A 16,864-nucleotide genomic window follows, 5' to 3' on the forward strand; every position below is an offset into this window, starting at 1 on the left:
AAGCGGGTGAACAGGTCGGCGATTTCGATACGGTCGGCGATCAGGGTATCCGTGGGCATGTCATTCCATTTCGTTGGCGACGCCAATATTGGCGACACCACAGACTTTCATTGGCTGCACCAACGATGTATGGTGGCTGTCGCGGAAGAGACGCCCGCACGCCTGACCGTGAAGCCGAGTTGGCTGCTCACCCAGTTGGCAGTGCACGCCCACCGGTTGGCGTCCGACGGCTTCGGCGAGGTGGGTGCGCGTGGGTATCACTACCGCATTCTGGCCGCGCTGGACGAGTTCGGGGTAGCCACCCAGGCCGAGCTCGGTCGCCGGTGCAGCATGGACCGCAGCGACGTGGTGGCGGCGATCAACGAACTGGCCGAGCAGGGTTGCGTCGAGCGGACGCCGGACCCGGACGACCGAAGACGCAACATGGTGACCCTCACCAAGGCCGGCGATCGGCAACTGCGACGCATAGACCGAGCGCTCGACAAGGTGCAGGACGACCTACTCGGACCGCTTTCGGCCGAGGACAGACAGAACTTGACCTGCCTGCTCGCTCGACTGCTCACACACCACCAGCGGGGATGAGGAGGGCCGGCCCGCGCGTCGGCAACGCGCCGCGACCGGAACTCGTCACCGAGCGATGATCAGTCGATCGTGTCGTCCGGATCGCTGGTCGCGCTACGGGCAGCTGGTCGTGAGCGGCCCACCCCGCAGTGCGGAATCGATCAGTTCCCGCACCGCGCCATCGACGGGTTCGTCGGCGTGGCCGACCTGTCGTCCGGGGCAGAACGACTGGATGCTCCGGTTGGTAGCGCCCGGCAGCGAGTTCGTCTCTCCCCCAGCACCTTCGGTGAACAGATGGTAGGCGGGCAGGCCGGGCGGCACTGCGGGGTCGGCGTTGAGTTCGGTGAGGAACTCCGATCCCGGAGCCAGGTCGCGACAGCCCTGAGACCATGTCGAGCACAGCCATCCGAGCGGTTCACCGAGTTCGGGCGTGCCGAAGTCGACATAGGTGCCTACCTGATCCGATCCGCCGAGGAACTTGGCGTAGTGCCGTTGGGCCAGACCACCCATGGAGTGGCCGGCCAGGTCGACGCGCACCGCGCCGGTCTCACGCCGGATCTCCGCGACCTTGTCGGCCACCGCCCGCGCCGACTCGACGATCGCCGCGGTTCCGGTCGGGTTGCCGAGCAGCACCATCGAATACGCGGGATACCCGCGCGCGCCGAGCCATGTCCGCAGGCTTTCCAGCTTCCCTTGATCGGCGTCGTACCCCCCGATCACCAACACCGGATTTCGACCGACTGCGGGGGCCGCGGCCGCATGACCTGCGACCGAACCGACTGCCGCGCACGCCATGACGACGGCCAAGCGAACAATCCGAGCAAGCATGAGCATCGACCTGCCTTCAGCGACGGTCCCCCGGTCCGGGTCAACCTTACCGACGTGCCACTGACCCGTACGATGCCACCTGGATCACACACATCGAGCCTCGAAGGGGCGTTACCGATGCCGCACGACCGGCTCCGCGCGAAATTCCTTGCCGTCGACACCACCGCACTCTGCGACGCCGACAAGGCAACGCGCGTGCTGCACAGCGCCATTCGATCCCGCTCCGCCACCACGAGAATCTTCGGGCCCGCATACACCGTCCGATGCCGAGACGACTTCTTCGCCGTTCTGCGCGCCATCGAATCCGCTGCGCCAGGCGATGTCATCGTCGTCGACGGCGGCGGCAAGGAGATCGCGCTGGCCGGTGAACTCTTCGCGCGCGGCGCCCTCGCAAGGAAGCTCGGCGGCATCATTATCGACGGCGGCTACCGCGACATCACCTACGTCCGCACCTGCGAGCTACCGATCTACAGCCGCTATGTGACCCCTATGGCAGGCACCACCGCAGCCCTGGGCGAACTGCAGATCCCGATCACCTGCGGCGGCGTCCCGGTGGCCCCCGGCGATCTGATCCTCGCCGACGACGAGGGCGTCGTCGTCGTGGATCCCGCCCGCGCCGAGGCCCTGCTGGACGCGGCGGCAGCCGTCAAAGCCGCCGAAGCGGCCGTCGTCGCACAGTTGAACACAGGATCGACCTTGAGTGATGGACTCAATGTCGCCGAACACACCGCGCTGTTGCTCGACGGTGAGCCGTCGTCACTGCGATTCCTGTCCTGATACCGGCGCGCTGTCGGGTCCGCAGCACTGTTGTCAGGCTCCCTGGTTCTGCGCGACGTAGTCGTCGATCTCGCCGAGGAACGCGTCCAAGCGGGCAGGAGTAATCCACGACGCCCGGAAGGAGTTCTTGGCCAGTGCGACCACTCGGTCGATGTCGAGACCGGCATGCGCGGCGAGGGCGAGGTAGTTGTCCGCCGCGTAGGCGTCGAAGTAGGACGGGTCGTCGCTGTTGACGGTGACCGCGAGCCCCCGGTCGAGCAGCGCGATGATCTCGGTCGACTTCATCTGCTCGGTGACGAACGAATTCGAGACCGGGCAGCAGGTCAGTCCGATGCCCTTGGATTTGGCCAGCTCGACGAGCCGGTCGTCTTCGACGATATTGGTGCCGTGGTCGAGTCGATCGACGCCGATGTCCTCCAACGCCTGTCGAATATGCTCGATGGAGTCGGTTTGGTCGATGTCGCAATGCATGGTCAGCAGGAAGCCTTCGCGCCGGGCACGGGCGAAAACGGCGGCGAATTTGCTCGGCGGGTTACCACGCTCGTCGGAGTCCAGCCCGACCCCGATGATCCAATCCTTGTACGGCAGCGCTTCGAGCAAGGTCGCCATCGCGTACTCGGCGGAGTAGTCGCGCAGGAAACACGGGATCAGCTCGGCGGAGATCCCGAACTCCCGGCGCGCCTGCACGATCGCGGAGCGGTAGCCGGTGATCACCGCGGCGAAAGCGACACCGCGGCCGGTGTGCGCCTGCGGATCGAAGAACATCTCGACGTGGCGGATCCCGTCGGCGTGCGCCCGGGTCAGATAGTCGAACGCGAGGTCGTGAAAGTCCTGCGACTGCTGCAGCACCCGCATGGCCGGGTAGTAGACCTGCAGGAACGAGGTCAGATCGTGGAACTTATAGGTCTGTTTGACCTCGGCGACAGTCTTCTCGACCAACTCGATGCCATTGCGCTGAGCCAACCGGAACTTCAACTCCGGCTCCAACGTGCCTTCCAGATGCAGGTGCAATTCGGCCTTGGGCAGGCCCCGAACGAACGCGGCGAGATCCGATGACATGGAGCCATCATCCCCCTCCGACGCCACCTGGCCCGGCAAAGGCGTCAGGTCCGCGGCGAACTCGTAACGCCGAGGGCGCCGACGTTGATGAAAAGGATGTCACCTCAGAGCTTTACGCAGGTCGACCGACCGCGCGGTATATCGCCGGAGGGCTGGTCGATCGACTGCGTCCATCCCAGCATGCTCACGGGTTTGTGGCGCGGATACGAGGTGGAACAGATGACGGTGGCGGCGCTGATGTTCGCGCTGCTGGCTGGGGTTGTCTGCCGCCGAGCAGGCTCCGCGGTGAGTCCTCGACCGACTGTCAGCGGGAGGATCCCCGGTTCGTGCGCCGCGTGAGGCGCCGCCACCAACTCGGCTGCTCGGCTACGGGTTCCGATTCACGCTGCGGCTGAACCGCTTTCGCTGGCACGGTGGTGTTCGGCAGTGCCGCGCCGCGTTCGCTGCGCCACTGCGCGACGACGTCGTCGGCATCGACCGGAGCGACCGGAACATGCGGCCCGGTCGGCAGCCGCAACCACTCGACGATCCGCCGGTTCAGCTCGGTCACTGTCTCGCGCACCTGCCGTTCGGTGTCCAACTCCCGCACGAGCTCCGGCAGCCGCTCCACATCACGACGCAACAGCAATGACGGCGGCAACATCGCGTCGGCGCTCGCCCCTTCGCGCCGCAGGTAGTTCTTCAGCCACCAATTCTCGTCATCCACGCCACCGGACCCGGGAATAGGCTTCCCGCACCGGGCAGGTTCTGGAACTCCCCACGCTCGGTCGCCTCGCGGATCTGCTTGTCGATCCACGATTCGAAGGAAACACCCAACGGCTTGCGCTCGGTCATCGCCACAATTTCGACCGCACGTGCATACCTCGATATTACGGAGGGTGCGGAATCGGACGCCGTGTGGAGAATATTCGTCGAAACCGACCTGGCGCGTGGTTGTGTTCGGCACGGTGGGAGCAGACTCGGCACGAGAGGAGACTGACGGGATGACCACACCGACGAACCCCGGCGCTGTTGCGCGTCGGTACATCGAGGCACTCGCGGCGCAGGACTGGGCTACGGTGGCGGCCTGCTGGCAGCCCGGCGCGATCGACGACTTCGTCGGGGTCGCCCGACTGCGCGCGCCCGAGGACGTTGTCGACTACTTCCGGGCGGTCCATCGTGCGGTGCCCGATTTTCGGGCCGAGATCATCTCGGTGACCGAGCAGGACGACCGAGCGGCGGTGCACTGGCGCATGTGGGGCACCTTCGACGGTACGGAGCCCTTGATCGGGGTCGCACCCAACGGGTGCGCGCTGAACATCCTCGGCACCGACGTGTTCGTCGTGCACGACGGCGCGATCGCGGCGAACACCGCAATCTCGAACGGCCTCGAGATCGCCAGGCAGTTGGCGATCATGCCGGCCCAGGGTTCGCGAGCCGAGCGGTTGATGTTCATGCTCGTCAATTCCGTTGCGCCGGTTGCCAAAGCACTGCGTGCGCGGCGACGGCGTGGCGCGGCAATCTGACCGACCGCCGCTGCCGCGTGCGCGGAGAAGGCCCCTCGGCCTGCTCGAGCGCGAGGACGCGCACCAGCGGACACGACGCGTGTCACCGTCGAGGTGGCGCAGCGGCCGCGCGGTGTGCCGATGATGGAGTCCGACCAGTGCATTCGGTGTGCCGGCTGGAGTTGGCTGCCAGCCAGTCGGCGAAGGCTCCATCGAGGCAGTGGGGCAAGAGTTCGCGTTCGGCATCCGACGGCGCCACTGTTTCCTGCAACCCCAGTCGAGATGCGGACAATTCGGCCGCCGCGCTGGACATATCGATGACGACATCGATGCGGCGCGGCGTCCGGTCGGACCGAGCGATCTCGACGACCTCGTGCCCCTCGCGGCGCAGCGCCTCGACAAGTTCTCGGCCTGCGCGTCCGGTGGCACCGACCACCGCAAACCGGCTCGGGTTGTTCATCCCAGCACTCCATCCCATCCACTCACCGGTGATCCGGCAGGCCACTCACCGGTGATCCGGCAGGTTCCAGGATGTGCGGCCACGTTGATAATCTCGCGATACGTCCGCGATGCGGTGCTCGGTCCGGACGAAAAGCGGGGCTCCCCCATGAGCACTGTCCTCGGGTTGTGCGCCGGCTTTCCCCGGCCGTCAGCGTTCGGAAGCAGAATCACCAGGTGCGGAAAACCCTCTCCAGATCAATACGATCACCGACATGAACGAGCTGACTTCCCCAACTTTGTCCCACCTCGACCAGCCTGAATCGGTTGCGGAGAATCGCGGGAACCCATTGCGGGGCTGGGAGAATGAAAATCACATCAGCAGCACCCAGTATCAGAAGGCGCTCGCACAATACGAGTCGACGCGTCAGGCGGTACTTGCCGCGCTGTCGGACGATCCGACCGTCGGCCGAATGACCGAAATCGGCCGCGAGTACGGCGAAGCATTCAACATCCTCGAGGAAGAGGACCCCTTCATCGACACCACCGACCGTGAGGACCTTTTCGATGCACTCGACCACATCCTCGATGAAGCGGAAGCCGAGCTGAGTCTCGACCTCGATTGGGCGCGTGAAAGCGTCATCGAAGGCGCAGAGTCCGTACGTGACTGGTAGCCGCCGGGTACCTGGTCATCGCGCGTAACGCTCGGATCTCAGGTCGGGCTTGATCCGTCCGGCGGCGACCAGGGTTTGGAAGGCGACCCGCTTCCACGGGCACGATTCGACTCGGCAGTCCCGGTGCGTGCGCATCAATGTGTGCGCCTCATCGATGCTGAAGGCCTTGGCCGCATCCTCCGGCGGGGCATCGACCGCGGGCCATCCGAGCGCACAGAACGTCTCGCGGTCGATACGATCGCGAGACTGATAGGAAGTCGACTCTTCCCGACGTTCATTGCGGACCGACATCGCGAACAGCCCGACCGCGGTGACCGCGACGACAACCAGCACGCCGAGAATCCACTGCCAGCTGGTCATGGCCGGTCGCTTTCTGCGCTGTGCCGCACGCCGCGGCGCAAGGTTTGGTGCGGGGCGATGATGATCAGGTCGGCGACCACGAGCAGCGCGCGAGCGAAGTCGGCCACATGGACGTGGCTGGGTGTGATCACCACGTCGGCGTCGGTTCTGCTCACGGCCACCAGGATCCGGCTGAACGGGTGGGGGACTTCCGGACCGACACTCACGATGGTGTCGACACGGTAGCCCTCGGCCGCTGCGAGATCATTGATCGCCTTTTCATCGACCTCCCGGTCGTCGCCGGAGATGTCGCGCCGGAGGAATCCGATCGCGCGTTTCATCGCATTCCGGCCAGCTACGCTGGACATGCTTCAGGGGGCCCAATCTTCTGAGGTGTACGGAAGGCTGAAGCGGCTGGAACCGCTTTGGTGCTTTTGGCCCCCGGTGGCTGGAACCACCGGGGGCCAGTCTTATCGAGGCCCGGAACGATCACGGGCCAACTCCCGATCGGTCTGCTACGTGAAACCATCCACCTCCGGGTCGTGATCGAGTCTCATCCGGAACACGAAGGCGCTGTATCGATCGCGCGGATAGCTGACGTCGGAGATCATCACCACTTCGTCGGCGGCATTGATGAATCTCTGGTGCACAGTCTTGACGAGTTCGCCTGCGGTGGTGCCCAACCATGTGGCGTGTTCGGGCGCGGGTGGCCGGTCGGTGATCGTCTCCTCCAGGTATGCCGGGGCCTTCTGTACGTGGTCGACCGGCTGATAGGTATCGGAGATCGAGATCGGTCGCCCGTCCTCGGTGACGCGAGTGATCACGTGCATTACCTCGTCGTCGGGAGCGATGCCGAGCAGTTCCGCCAGGTTGCCTGCTGGAAGCCGGCGAACATCGCGATCTACACACACCGGACGATCCGACTCGTTGCCGAAAGAACCCTCCGCGCTTTCGAACTGCCGCTCGGGAGATACCCGAACCAGATCCGGTCGCTCCGAGACGAAAGTCCCCTTGCGTGCGACAGTGCGGACCAGCCCCTGACTGAGTAGCAGTGCGATCGCCTGACGGATGACAACACCCGAGACCTCATACAGCCCGGCCAGTTCCGAATAGCTGTGTAATTGGGTGCCGGGCGCAAGCTTGCCGGTTCGGATCTGCTTCGCGATTTCGCCGGCGATGGCGACGTATGCGGGTTCCGGCATCGCGAGGTCCTTTCAACAACGTGAGCCGAGTGTATACGTCCCTGTGTATACACAATCCGGAATCGCCGAAAGTCAGGAGGAGTGTCGGCGCCAGCACTGCGCGGTGTCGCCGAGGTTCCACCATGCGACAAAGTTCGAATCCTGATCGAGCAGCTGCCACTCGGTATCGAGGGCTTCGAAGAAGGCGTCGTCCGCCGTCTTTCCGCCACGCGGTTCGCCGATATAGATGACGCGATCACCGCCTGCCCGCCGGTAGGACGCGAGCGCTTCCGACGCCATCGGGTTACCCCAGCCCGGCGGCCAGCACAACAGCAGCACACCCGCGCCATCGCCACCGGCGGCGCGCAGCGCCGACAGCTCCCCCAGATCGCCGACCCGACCCCAGGTCGCGGGTTGACCTGCGGCAACGGGGAAAGACATGTTGTCGTGAACGCCGGGCGGTTCGGAATCGAATGCCAGCACATCGCCCCCGCCCCTGGCGATCTGATCGGCCCAGTATCCGCGGCCGGCCCCGACTTCGAGCACCCGCCTGCCCTCGCACACCTCCGCGATCCAGCTCAGGGTTTCCGGCGAAGGGATGGCGTAGGCATAGGCAGCCTGCAGAACGGTCTGTGCGTACCCCAATCGCGCACTTCCGTTGTCTCGCCCTCCGTTCACCACCCTGCCGGTTGCCTCCCCCGCCCGGTCTGTGACGGCGGGAGCGACGATGTCCCAATACGGGTTGTCGCTCGGCCCACCGGTCATGTAATGCAGCAGCCGAACGTCGAACGCACGATCGGCCTCATCATCACCGCTGCTGGGCAACCGCGGGGCCGTGTCGAGGTAGTCCGCCACCGTCGGATACTCGGCCCGAAACCGCGCGTCATCGCCGAGCAGGGCAGCGAGCTCGTCTCGCCGATCGGGTGATAGTAGGAATTCGGTCACCCTTTGATTCTGACCGTCTCGTCGCGCCACCGCCGAACCAATGGCAAATCTGGTGTCCAGCAACATCTTTCGTCAGGACAAGATCATGATGCCGGCCTGGTGCTGTCGTGTGCCCGTTTCGAACGTGACCAGCCGAAGGTCAGCGACACCGCGCGCTTCCAGTTGTCGTATTCCTCGGCGCGCAGTTCGGGATCCATCTGCGGCATCCACTGTCCGGCCAGGCGCCAGTTGTTGCGCAGGCCTTCGAGGTCCGGCCAGTAGCCCACGGACAGCCCTGCGGCGTAAGCCGCTCCGAGAGAGACGGTTTCGGGGACGAAGGGACGCATGACGGGGATCCCGAGCACGTCGGCGACGATTTGCATGAGCAGGTTGTCGGAGGTCATGCCGCCGTCGACGCGCAGGGTGCTGGCTTGCAGGCCGGAGTCGGCGTTCATGGCGTCGACAACTTCGCGAGTCTGCCACGCGGTGGCTTCCAGCACGGCGCGGGCAATATGGCCTTTGGTGATGTAGGAGGTGAGGCCGGCGATGAGGCCGCGGGCGTCGCTGCGCCAATGCGGGGCATAGAGACCCGAAAAGGCGGGGACGATGTAGCAGCCGCCGTTGTCTTCCACTGTGCGGGCGAGGGTTTCGATTTCGGGGGCGCTGGTCACCAGGCCGATATTGTCGCGGACCCATTGCACCAGGGAGCCGGTGACCGCGATCGGGCCTTCCAAGGCATAGACCGGCTCGGGGCCGATCTGATAGCCGATGGTGGTGAGCAGACCATGGGTGGATTGCACGAGTTCGGCGCCGGTGTTCATCATCAGGAAGCCGCCGGTGCCGTAGGTGCACTTGGTTTCCCCACGGGCGAAACAGGTTTGGCCGAACAGAGCCGCGTGCTGGTCGCCGAGAGCCGCGGCAATGCGAATGCCGGGGACAACGCGGCGAGTGGTGCCGTAGTCCCCGGTCGAGGGTTGGATCCGCGGCAACATCGCCGCGGGGATGCCGAAGAAACCGAGCAGCTCCTCATCCCAGGTGAGCGTGGCCAGGTTCATCAGCAGGGTACGGCTGGCGTTGGTGACGTCGGTGACATGGCTGCCGCCGTCGACGCCGCCGGTGAGGTTCCAGATCAGCCAGGATTCCATGGTGCCGAACAGAACTTCGCCGCGTTCGGCGCGCGCACGCAGACCGGGAGTGGTGTCGAGCAGCCAGCGCAGCCGGGGTGCGGCGAAGTAGGTGGCCAGGGGTAGGCCGCACAGTTCGCGGATCCGCTCCGCGCCGGGTTTCGTCGCCAGTTCGTGCACCAGCTCTTCGGTGCGCACGTCTTGCCAGACGATGGCGCGGCGCAGCGGGGCGCCGGTGCGGCGATCCCATATCACCGTGGTCTCGCGCTGGTTGGCGATACCGAGGGCGGCGATCTGATCGACGGCTATGCGGGAGTCGCGCAGCACCTGCGGCACGATGCGGTCGACATTGCGCCAGATCTCCATTGCATCCTGCTCGACCCAGCCCGGCCGCGGATAGTGCTGCTGATGTTCACGCTGAGCGACACCGACCAGGCGGGCTCGCTGATCGAACAGGATGCACCGGGTGGAGGTGGTGCCCTGATCGATCGCCAGCACAAAGCGTTGTGTCATCCGCAGCTACTTCCTGTCGGGATCGGTGGCCGCATCCCCAGGTCACGGTCGGGGAGCGAATTCGGGTCGTGCCCGCGACGTGGCAAGGTCAGTGTCCGGCACCGAGATCACGCGACACGGCGTGCGCGGCGTCGAGCACATGACCCACCAGCGTGCGCCGATGCCGCAGCTGCGAGTCACAGAGCCGATCGACGGGGCCGCTGATGCCGATGGCGCCGACCACGAGTCCACCGTGGGCGCGGATCGGCGCCGCGATGCCCGCTTCGCCCGGCCTGAATTCCTCGGTGTCACCGGCCCACCCGGCCTGGCGGACCCCGGCAAGCGCCCGGGTGAGCGCGACACGGTCGACGATCGTTCTTCGGGTGAGCGAGGGCAGGTCGCTGCCGCGCACCGCGGCCGCCAGGTCGGAGTCGTAGGCCAGCAGCACCTTGCCGAGCGCGGTCGCGTGCGGCGGTAGCAGCTCCCCGACCTCGAGTGCCTGTTCGGTGTTGTCGGGCCGGAAGACGTGATGGACCACCACCACAGTTCCTTCGGCCGGAGCCCCGATACGCACCGACTCACCGGTGCGCGCGGCAAGTCCGTCGGCCCAGTTGATCGCCCGTGAACGCAGCTCGTTGGCGTCGAGGTAGCTGGTGCCCAGGTGCAGCAATGCCGCGCCGAGTTGGTATTTGCCGCTGGCCGGGTCCTGTTCGACGAATCCGACACCATGCAAGGTACGCAGGATGCCGTGTGCGGTGGGCTTGGCAAGACCGAGTGCCCCGGCGATGTCGGCGACGCCGAGGCGGCCGGAACCGCGAGCGAGCAACCGCAGCACGGCCGCCGCTCGCTCGATCGATTGGATCGGACCTGGCATAACCGGAAACTTAACCGGAACCCTGCGGTTCGACAATGTCGAATGCGCAGTAATCGTGGAGCAACACTCGCGCCACCGGACACGACCTGCGTCATAGCGACCTCCTCGACGGCCGAACAGTAGCCGTGGCAGCTCCCCACCGACACCTCGATCGTTCAGCATTGTCGAACGCGAGGTATGTCCGATCACGAAATCCCTCCGTAACGTCGAATCGACGGTCGCGGTCGCGACCAAGCACGGCGAACGGAGACTCAACGGTGAACTTCGGCTCGATCTCGGTGAGTGCAGCACTGGACATGGGAATGCTGGTGCTCCTCGGAGTCGGTGTGGTCGCGACTGTGTTGCTGACCAATACAGGGTGGGCGCTCAGGACAGCCATAAGCGAGCACATCATCAACTCACCGCTCCTCGGCATGACGAAGCCCAGCCTCAGCGAGGCGCAGTCATGAGCCGGTACGTCGGCGCCATCGATCAGGGCACCACGAGCACCCGCTTCATGGTGTTCGACCACGGGGGCAACGAAATTGCGCGTCACCAGCTCGAGCACGAACAGATCCTGCCGCAACCGGGCTGGGTGGAACACAATCCCACCGAGATCTGGGAACGCACCAGGGCCGTCATTCAAAGCACCCTCACCAAGGCTGATCTGACCGCCGCGGATTTCGCCGCCGTCGGCGTCACCAATCAGCGCGAAACCACGGTGGTGTGGAATCGCCGGACCGGGCGCCCCTACGGCAATGCCATCGTTTGGCAGGACACCCGCACCGACCGCATCGCCGCCGAGCTCGAACGCGCAGGCCACGGCGAAATCATCCGCCGCAAGGCCGGTTTGCCACCCGCCACCTACTTCTCCGGCGGCAAGCTGCGCTGGATCCTGGACAACATCCCCGGCGTCGCGGCCGATGCCGAACGGGGCGAGGCGATCTTCGGCACCACCGACACCTGGCTGCTGTGGAACCTCACCGGCGGCACCGACGGCGGCGTACACGTCACCGATCCCACCAACGCCGCCCGCACCATGCTGATGAGCCTGGAAACCCTCGACTGGGACGAAGAACTGTTGTCGCTGTTCGGAATTCCGCGCGTCATGCTGCCTGCGATTGCCCCTTCCGCCAACCCCGCGCTGTTCGGCACCACACGCACCGACGGACCGTTCGGCGGCGCGGTGCCGCTGGCGGGCATCCTCGGTGATCAGCAGGCGGCCACCGTCGGCCAGGTGTGCTTCCGTCCCGGCGAAGCGAAGAACACCTACGGCACCGGAAACTTCCTGCTGCTCAACACCGGTCACGAAATCGTGCACTCCCGGCACGGGCTGCTCACCACCGTGGCCTACCAGTTCGGTGCCGAGAAGCCCGTGTACGCGCTGGAAGGCTCGATCGCGGTGACCGGCTCGGCCGTGCAGTGGCTGCGTGATCAGCTCGGCATCATTTCCGGTGCGGCACAAAGCGAATCGCTGGCGCGCCAAGCAGAGGACAACGGCGGGGTGTACTTCGTGCCCGCATTCTCCGGACTGTTCGCACCCTACTGGCGATCCGACGCCCGCGGCGCGATCGTCGGCCTCTCGCGCTACAGCACCAACGCCCATCTCGCGCGCGCAACCCTCGAATCCATCTGCTACCAGACCCGCGACGTCGTCGAAGCCATGGAGGCCGACTCGGGGGTGCGGCTGGATGTGCTGCGCGTCGACGGCGGCGTCACCGCCAACGAACTGTGCATGCAGCTGCAGGCCGACTTCCTCGGCGTCGCCGTGTCGCGTCCGATGGTCGCCGAGACGACCGCGCTCGGCGCCGCCTACGCCGCCGGTCTTGCCGTCGGATTCTGGGGCAGCACAGACGAACTCGTGCAGAACTGGCACGAGGACAAACGCTGGAACCCCACCGGGAGCGAACACCAGCGCGAGCGCGGCTACGCCCGCTGGAAAAAGGCGGTCGCGCGCACCCTCGACTGGATCGACGTCGAGGACTGAAACGCCTCGACGACCCGTTATCGACTACTGACTAGCACTGAAACAAGGAGAACGCAGTGTCCGCTCGTTTGGACCCCGCCTACCGCGCTGCCGCGCTGAACACATTGGGCGACCATGAAATCGACGTCCTCGTCATCGGCGGCGGCGTCGTCGGCACCGGCGCCGCCCTCGACGCCGCCGCGCGCGGCCTGTCGGTGACTCTGGTGGAGGCCAGGGACTTCGCGGCCGGTACGTCGAGCCGGTCGAGCAAACTCATCCACGGTGGGCTGCGTTATCTCGAGCAGCTCGACTTCGCGCTGGTGCGCGAGGCATTGCAGGAACGCGGCCTACTGCTGCGTAAACTGGCGCCGCACCTGGTCCGCCCGGTGTCGTTTCTGCTGCCGCTGCAGCATCGGGTGTGGGAGCGCGCCTACATCGGTGCGGGCGTCGCACTCTACGACACGATGGGTGGGGCACGCGCGCTGCCGATGCACCGGCATCTGTCGCGCACGCGTGCACTGGAATTGGCGCCCGCGCTGCGTGCCGACGCGATGACCGGCGCCATCCGCTACTTCGACGCACAGGTCGACGATGCCCGCCACACCATGACGATTGCCCGCACCGCCGCGCAGCACGGGGCCACGGTACTGACCCGCACCAAGGTGACCGGCCTGCTGCGCGACGGCACGCGCGTCGTCGGCGCGCACGTCACCGATCTCGAATCCGGCCGCGAATACACCGTGCGCGCCCGCCGCGTGATCAGCGCGACCGGCGTATGGACCGACGAGATGAATCAGATGACCGGCGTGGAGTTCCCGTTTCATGTCCGCACCTCCAAGGGAGTGCACGTTCTGGTTCCGCGCGAACGCCTCGACCTGGATACCGGGCTGATCATGCGCACCGAGAAGAGCGTGCTGTTCGTGATTCCGTGGGGCAACCACTGGATCATCGGCACCACCGACACCGATTGGTCGTTGGACAAGGATCATCCCTCGGCAAGCAATGCCGACGTGCAGTATCTGCTCGACCACGTCAACGCGGTCCTACGCGAGCCGCTGACCCGCGCCGACATCGTCGGCACCTATGCCGGCCTGCGCCCCCTGCTGTCAGGCGCCTCCAGCGACACCGCCACGCTCTCGCGCGAACACGCTGTCGCCGAACCGGTTCCGGGCCTGCTGGTGATCGCGGGCGGCAAATACACCACCTACCGGGTGATGGCCGCCGATGTCGTCGACGCCGCGGTCGAGGGTCTCGGTCGCGCGGCCGCACCGTCGGTGACCGAGCATCTGCCGCTACTCGGCGCGGTCGGCTACCAGGAACTGGCCACCGACGTGCACAGCGTGGCACAGCGAGTCGGACTGTCCACCACCACCGTCGAACGACTGCTCGGCCGCTACGGCTCTGCCGTCTGCGATCTGTTCGAGCTGATCGTCACCGACGCCGACCTCGGCAAGCCGATCACCGGCGCCGAGGAATACCTCGCCGCCGAGATCGTCTACGCGGTCACCCATGAGGGTGCGCTGCATCTCGACGACGTCCTCACCCGCCGCACCCGCATCTCCATCGAATCCCGGGACCGTGGCCTGGCCGCTGCGCCGGAGATCGCCTGGTTGATCGGCCCCCACCTCGGCTGGGACGCCGCCGACACCGACCGCGAGGTCGCCCGCTACCTCGACCGCGTCCAGGCCGAACTGGCGGCCAACGAGGCAGCCGACGACGAAACCGCCAACGCGGCCCGCTTGGTCGCCTGCGTCTGAACCGGTCGGTCCGGATGGCCACGGCTAGGATCGCCGCCATGGACGAGATCGCCCGCAAGCCAACTGTGCTCGCCGTCGAGGCCGCCCTGCGCGCGGCCGGAGTGACCCCCGTGGTTCGGGTCCTCCCGGAAACCGCCCCCACCGCGGTCGCCGCGGCCGAACAACTCGGTTGTCCGGTCGCGGCAATCGCCAACAGCCTGATCTTCGATACCGGCGGCACCCCGGTGCTCGTGCTCACCAGTGGCGCGCATCGGGTCGACACCGGCAAGGTCGCCGCGCACCTGGGGGTCCCCGAACTCGCTCGCGCGAGTGCCGCATTCGTGCGCGAACACACCGGCCAGGCCATCGGCGGTGTGGCCCCGGTCGGGCATCCGGCTCCGATCAGGACCGTGATCGATGAGACCTTGGCCGAGCAGCAGCAGATCTGGGCCGCCGCCGGACATCCGCACACCGTTTTCCCGACCACTTTCGACGAGTTGGTCGCGGTCACCGGCGCCGAGGCGATCGCGGTCAACTAGCCCGGTTCGGACGGCGCCGACGCAACAGCGCTTCCCCGGCGAGAACGCTCGTCGTGCCGCCCGTGAACTCCGGTCAGCTCTGGGGTGACCGCAACACCAGGACGGTGATCTCGCTCGGCGCGAAAACCCGCAGCTGCGGGCCCCAGAATCCGGTGCCGCGGCTCGTGTACAGCTGGGTTCCCGCGCCGTGGCGGCTCAGGCCGGCAACGACCGGCTGCTCGAGGCGAACAAGGTAGTGGAACGGCCAGATCTGACCGCCATGGGTGTGGCCGGAGATCTGCAGTGCGACACCCGCAGCGGCGGCTTCGGCGACCTGGCGGGGCTGATGGGCGAGCAACACGATCGGTGTGTTCGGTTCCACGCCCGCGAGTGCGGCAGACAGGTTCGGCCCGTGGCCTTCGAGCCCGACACCGGTCGGGTCGTCGATGCCCGCCATCACCAGTTGGTCCGCGCCCCGGCCGACGGTCTCGTGCTGATTGTGCAGCGGCTGCCAACCGATCGAGGCCATGTGCTCGATCCAGCCGGGCGCATCGCCGAAGTATTCATGGTTGCCGGTGATGTAGAACTTGCCGAGCTCGGCGTCCACCTTGCCGAGCGGATCCACTTGCGCGCGCCGCTTCGCGACCGACCCGTCCGCGAGATCACCTGCGTGGCAGGCGATATCGGGCCGCTGCGCGTTGACGACCTCGACGACCCGCTCCGACCACCGCAACCGGTCCAGCGCCGCGAAATGGGTATCGGTGATGACGACCATCCGCAGCCCGTCGAGTCCGCGCCCGAGTCCGGGGATCGACACCTCCAGCGTGCGCACCCGAGGCACCCGCCGCGCCTCGACGATTCCCCACACCGTCAACACTGCCGCCACCGCGAGCACTCCGACCGCGACGATGCGCGACCGTCCCGGATCCGCCACCCCGGCGACGATCAACCCCACGCGGGCCATGTTGCCGATCACCGACCAGCTGAACACCACCCACATCACACCGAGCAACGTGTCGCCGACGATGGATGCGGCATCCGACTGGGCCGGCCCGTGCCCGAGGAACATGGCCGCGGGCAGGCTGAGGAACCCGAGCAGGAACACCGCCGACCCGAGCCAGAACAACGGGCCGTCGCCGCCGGTCGGCGCTTCGACCACGGTCCACCAGGGCAGTAGGAACAGCACGGCGGGAATCGCCAGGAACAGAACAACACGCGGAACGTACTTCAACAGGATTCGTCCTTGGTGGCGCAGGTGCAGCGCGCGGTCCACTCCCGCCCGGCGCTATGGGCGCTATCGACGATAACAGCGTTAACCCAACGTCGGCGTCGACCGCACGCCACCACAGAACCTACGGCTGATACGGCGGCGCGACGCCCCAGCCCCAATGCGGCATCGGCGCTTCCAGCGGCGGGTGTACCTCGGGCTGCGAGTTCGTCTGCGCGATACGGGTGCCCCACTCGATGTAGGAGGCGAACGCGGCGCGGAATTCCGGGTCGGCGGGCAGACCGACCTCGTCGGCGGCATCCATCAGCAGGTTCACCCAGCGACGACGCTGCGGTTCGGTGATCGCTTTGCCGAGGTGCTGACGCACCATGTGGTGGTAGCCGCCGCGCTCGCTGCTGTAGGTCTCGGGCCCGCCGAACACCTCGGCCAGCCACATCGCGACATATTTCGGATGCCCGGGGTCCATGCCGCGAAACAATGGGCCGACCACATCGTCCTTCAGGACCTCACGGTAGAACGCGGTGGTCAACGCCTCGAAGGCCGGCATGCCGCCCGCCCATTCGAACAGGGTCGGTACGGCGGGATCGCCGACAGCAGAGTCCGTCACCAGCCCAACCCTACACAAAACCCGAACCGCACTGCGGGCGCGCGAACATCCACCGGGCGTCGGATTATCCAGGAC

Annotated in this window: 19 protein-coding genes and 1 pseudogene; 8 read left to right on the forward strand and 12 right to left on the reverse strand. The window is 66.4% G+C overall.

Annotation, left to right across the window (positions count from 1 at the left end; translation table 11 throughout):
* The first annotated feature begins 129 nt into the window (after positions 1 to 129).
* Entirely contained in the window at positions 130 to 582 is a 453-nt protein-coding gene (locus OHQ90_RS24565) for a MarR family winged helix-turn-helix transcriptional regulator (RefSeq protein ID WP_328401237.1), read from the forward strand.
* 93 nt (positions 583 to 675) lie between these two features.
* Here the strand turns inward: OHQ90_RS24565 and OHQ90_RS24570 are convergent, their stop codons facing one another.
* On the reverse strand, positions 676 to 1,395 hold the full coding sequence (locus OHQ90_RS24570; protein ID WP_328401240.1) for an esterase/lipase family protein: 720 nt from the start codon (positions 1,393 to 1,395) through the stop codon (positions 676 to 678).
* Between the two features lie 111 nt (positions 1,396 to 1,506).
* Between OHQ90_RS24570 and OHQ90_RS24575 the strand changes: the two genes are divergently transcribed.
* Positions 1,507 to 2,166 (forward strand): RraA family protein, encoded by a 660-nt coding sequence (locus tag OHQ90_RS24575; protein ID WP_328401242.1) that lies wholly within the window; start codon positions 1,507 to 1,509, stop codon positions 2,164 to 2,166.
* 33 nt (positions 2,167 to 2,199) lie between these two features.
* On the opposite strand, the gene add is transcribed toward OHQ90_RS24575, so the two are convergent.
* Complete coding sequence (add, locus tag OHQ90_RS24580; RefSeq protein WP_328401244.1) at positions 2,200 to 3,225, reverse strand: adenosine deaminase; 1,026 nt, start codon at positions 3,223 to 3,225, stop codon at positions 2,200 to 2,202.
* A 304-nt stretch (positions 3,226 to 3,529) separates the two neighbouring features.
* Positions 3,530 to 4,059 (reverse strand): annotated as a pseudogene (locus OHQ90_RS24585) (J-domain-containing protein).
* Positions 4,060 to 4,208: 149 nt separating this feature from the next.
* On the opposite strand from OHQ90_RS24585, the gene OHQ90_RS24595 reads away from it, so the two are divergent.
* The gene (locus OHQ90_RS24595; RefSeq protein WP_328401250.1) at positions 4,209 to 4,730 is read left to right on the forward strand and encodes an ester cyclase; all 522 of its coding nucleotides are present in this window, start codon (positions 4,209 to 4,211) and stop codon (positions 4,728 to 4,730) included.
* Between the two features lie 82 nt (positions 4,731 to 4,812).
* On the opposite strand, the gene OHQ90_RS24600 is transcribed toward OHQ90_RS24595, so the two are convergent.
* Positions 4,813 to 5,169 (reverse strand): hypothetical protein, encoded by a 357-nt coding sequence (locus OHQ90_RS24600; RefSeq protein WP_328401252.1) that lies wholly within the window; start codon positions 5,167 to 5,169, stop codon positions 4,813 to 4,815.
* 253 nt (positions 5,170 to 5,422) lie between these two features.
* On the opposite strand from OHQ90_RS24600, the gene OHQ90_RS24605 reads away from it, so the two are divergent.
* On the forward strand, positions 5,423 to 5,821 hold the full coding sequence (locus OHQ90_RS24605) for a hypothetical protein (protein WP_328401255.1): 399 nt from the start codon (positions 5,423 to 5,425) through the stop codon (positions 5,819 to 5,821).
* Between the two features lie 15 nt (positions 5,822 to 5,836).
* On the opposite strand, the gene OHQ90_RS24610 is transcribed toward OHQ90_RS24605, so the two are convergent.
* From OHQ90_RS24610 to OHQ90_RS24635, 6 genes are all read right to left on the reverse strand, one after another.
* Complete coding sequence (locus OHQ90_RS24610) at positions 5,837 to 6,181, reverse strand: hypothetical protein (RefSeq protein WP_328401257.1); 345 nt, start codon at positions 6,179 to 6,181, stop codon at positions 5,837 to 5,839.
* Positions 6,178 to 6,501 (reverse strand): hypothetical protein, encoded by a 324-nt coding sequence (locus tag OHQ90_RS24615; RefSeq protein WP_328401259.1) that lies wholly within the window; start codon positions 6,499 to 6,501, stop codon positions 6,178 to 6,180. The genes OHQ90_RS24610 and OHQ90_RS24615 overlap by 4 nt, the downstream gene beginning before the upstream one ends.
* Before the next feature lie 174 nt (positions 6,502 to 6,675).
* Positions 6,676 to 7,362 carry a GntR family transcriptional regulator gene (locus tag OHQ90_RS24620; protein ID WP_328401261.1) on the reverse strand — a complete coding sequence of 229 codons (687 nt, stop codon included), beginning with the start codon at positions 7,360 to 7,362 and terminating at the stop codon, positions 6,676 to 6,678.
* Between the two features lie 72 nt (positions 7,363 to 7,434).
* A complete protein-coding gene (locus OHQ90_RS24625; RefSeq protein WP_328401264.1) occupies positions 7,435 to 8,286 on the reverse strand; it encodes a hypothetical protein in 852 nt (283 codons plus the stop codon).
* Positions 8,287 to 8,369: 83 nt separating this feature from the next.
* Positions 8,370 to 9,902 (reverse strand): glycerol kinase GlpK, encoded by a 1,533-nt coding sequence (glpK, locus tag OHQ90_RS24630; protein ID WP_328401266.1) that lies wholly within the window; start codon positions 9,900 to 9,902, stop codon positions 8,370 to 8,372.
* Between the two features lie 88 nt (positions 9,903 to 9,990).
* Positions 9,991 to 10,755: an IclR family transcriptional regulator gene (locus OHQ90_RS24635; RefSeq protein WP_328401268.1), complete on the reverse strand. Its 765-nt coding sequence runs from the start codon at positions 10,753 to 10,755 to the stop codon at positions 9,991 to 9,993.
* A gap of 257 nt (positions 10,756 to 11,012) precedes the next feature.
* On the opposite strand from OHQ90_RS24635, the gene OHQ90_RS24640 reads away from it, so the two are divergent.
* From OHQ90_RS24640 to OHQ90_RS24655, 4 genes are read left to right on the forward strand one after another with little or no spacing between them, the layout of a single operon-like run.
* Positions 11,013 to 11,204: a hypothetical protein gene (locus OHQ90_RS24640; protein ID WP_328401270.1), complete on the forward strand. Its 192-nt coding sequence runs from the start codon at positions 11,013 to 11,015 to the stop codon at positions 11,202 to 11,204.
* Positions 11,201 to 12,721 carry a glycerol kinase GlpK gene (gene glpK / locus OHQ90_RS24645; protein ID WP_328401272.1) on the forward strand — a complete coding sequence of 507 codons (1,521 nt, stop codon included), beginning with the start codon at positions 11,201 to 11,203 and terminating at the stop codon, positions 12,719 to 12,721. The genes OHQ90_RS24640 and glpK (OHQ90_RS24645) overlap by 4 nt, the downstream gene beginning before the upstream one ends.
* A 56-nt stretch (positions 12,722 to 12,777) precedes the next feature.
* Positions 12,778 to 14,457 (forward strand): glycerol-3-phosphate dehydrogenase, encoded by a 1,680-nt coding sequence (glpD, locus tag OHQ90_RS24650; protein WP_328401274.1) that lies wholly within the window; start codon positions 12,778 to 12,780, stop codon positions 14,455 to 14,457.
* Between the two features lie 38 nt (positions 14,458 to 14,495).
* Entirely contained in the window at positions 14,496 to 14,975 is a 480-nt protein-coding gene (locus tag OHQ90_RS24655; protein ID WP_328401276.1) for a YbaK/EbsC family protein, read from the forward strand.
* Between the two features lie 73 nt (positions 14,976 to 15,048).
* Here OHQ90_RS24655 and OHQ90_RS24660 read toward each other — a convergent pair whose 3' ends face one another.
* Positions 15,049 to 16,185, reverse strand: a complete 1,137-nt coding sequence (locus OHQ90_RS24660) for a metallophosphoesterase (RefSeq protein WP_328401278.1) — start codon at positions 16,183 to 16,185, stop codon at positions 15,049 to 15,051.
* Positions 16,186 to 16,306: 121 nt separating this feature from the next.
* The gene (locus OHQ90_RS24665) at positions 16,307 to 16,789 is read right to left on the reverse strand and encodes a group II truncated hemoglobin (protein ID WP_328401280.1); all 483 of its coding nucleotides are present in this window, start codon (positions 16,787 to 16,789) and stop codon (positions 16,307 to 16,309) included.
* Positions 16,790 to 16,864 lie beyond the last annotated feature (75 nt).

This window comes from Nocardia sp. NBC_00403 (assembly GCF_036046055.1).
Taxonomy (GTDB): domain Bacteria; phylum Actinomycetota; class Actinomycetes; order Mycobacteriales; family Mycobacteriaceae; genus Nocardia.

Coding starts and splice junctions, on each gene's coding strand:
- OHQ90_RS24570 (WP_328401240.1), bottom strand. CDS start 1,395: ATGCTCATGCTTGCTCGGATTGTTCGCTTGGCCGTCGTCATGGCGTGC.
- OHQ90_RS24575 (WP_328401242.1), top strand. CDS start 1,507: ATGCCGCACGACCGGCTCCGCGCGAAATTCCTTGCCGTCGACACCACC.
- OHQ90_RS24615 (WP_328401259.1), bottom strand. CDS start 6,501: ATGAAACGCGCGATCGGATTCCTCCGGCGCGACATCTCCGGCGACGAC.
- OHQ90_RS24635 (WP_328401268.1), bottom strand. CDS start 10,755: ATGCCAGGTCCGATCCAATCGATCGAGCGAGCGGCGGCCGTGCTGCGG.
- glpK (WP_328401272.1), top strand. CDS start 11,201: ATGAGCCGGTACGTCGGCGCCATCGATCAGGGCACCACGAGCACCCGC.
- OHQ90_RS24605 (WP_328401255.1), top strand. CDS start 5,423: ATGAACGAGCTGACTTCCCCAACTTTGTCCCACCTCGACCAGCCTGAA.
- add (WP_328401244.1), bottom strand. CDS start 3,225: ATGTCATCGGATCTCGCCGCGTTCGTTCGGGGCCTGCCCAAGGCCGAA.
- OHQ90_RS24620 (WP_328401261.1), bottom strand. CDS start 7,362: ATGCCGGAACCCGCATACGTCGCCATCGCCGGCGAAATCGCGAAGCAG.
- glpK (WP_328401266.1), bottom strand. CDS start 9,902: ATGACACAACGCTTTGTGCTGGCGATCGATCAGGGCACCACCTCCACC.
- OHQ90_RS24595 (WP_328401250.1), top strand. CDS start 4,209: ATGACCACACCGACGAACCCCGGCGCTGTTGCGCGTCGGTACATCGAG.
- OHQ90_RS24655 (WP_328401276.1), top strand. CDS start 14,496: ATGGACGAGATCGCCCGCAAGCCAACTGTGCTCGCCGTCGAGGCCGCC.
- OHQ90_RS24565 (WP_328401237.1), top strand. CDS start 130: ATGGTGGCTGTCGCGGAAGAGACGCCCGCACGCCTGACCGTGAAGCCG.
- OHQ90_RS24610 (WP_328401257.1), bottom strand. CDS start 6,181: ATGACCAGCTGGCAGTGGATTCTCGGCGTGCTGGTTGTCGTCGCGGTC.
- OHQ90_RS24600 (WP_328401252.1), bottom strand. CDS start 5,169: ATGAACAACCCGAGCCGGTTTGCGGTGGTCGGTGCCACCGGACGCGCA.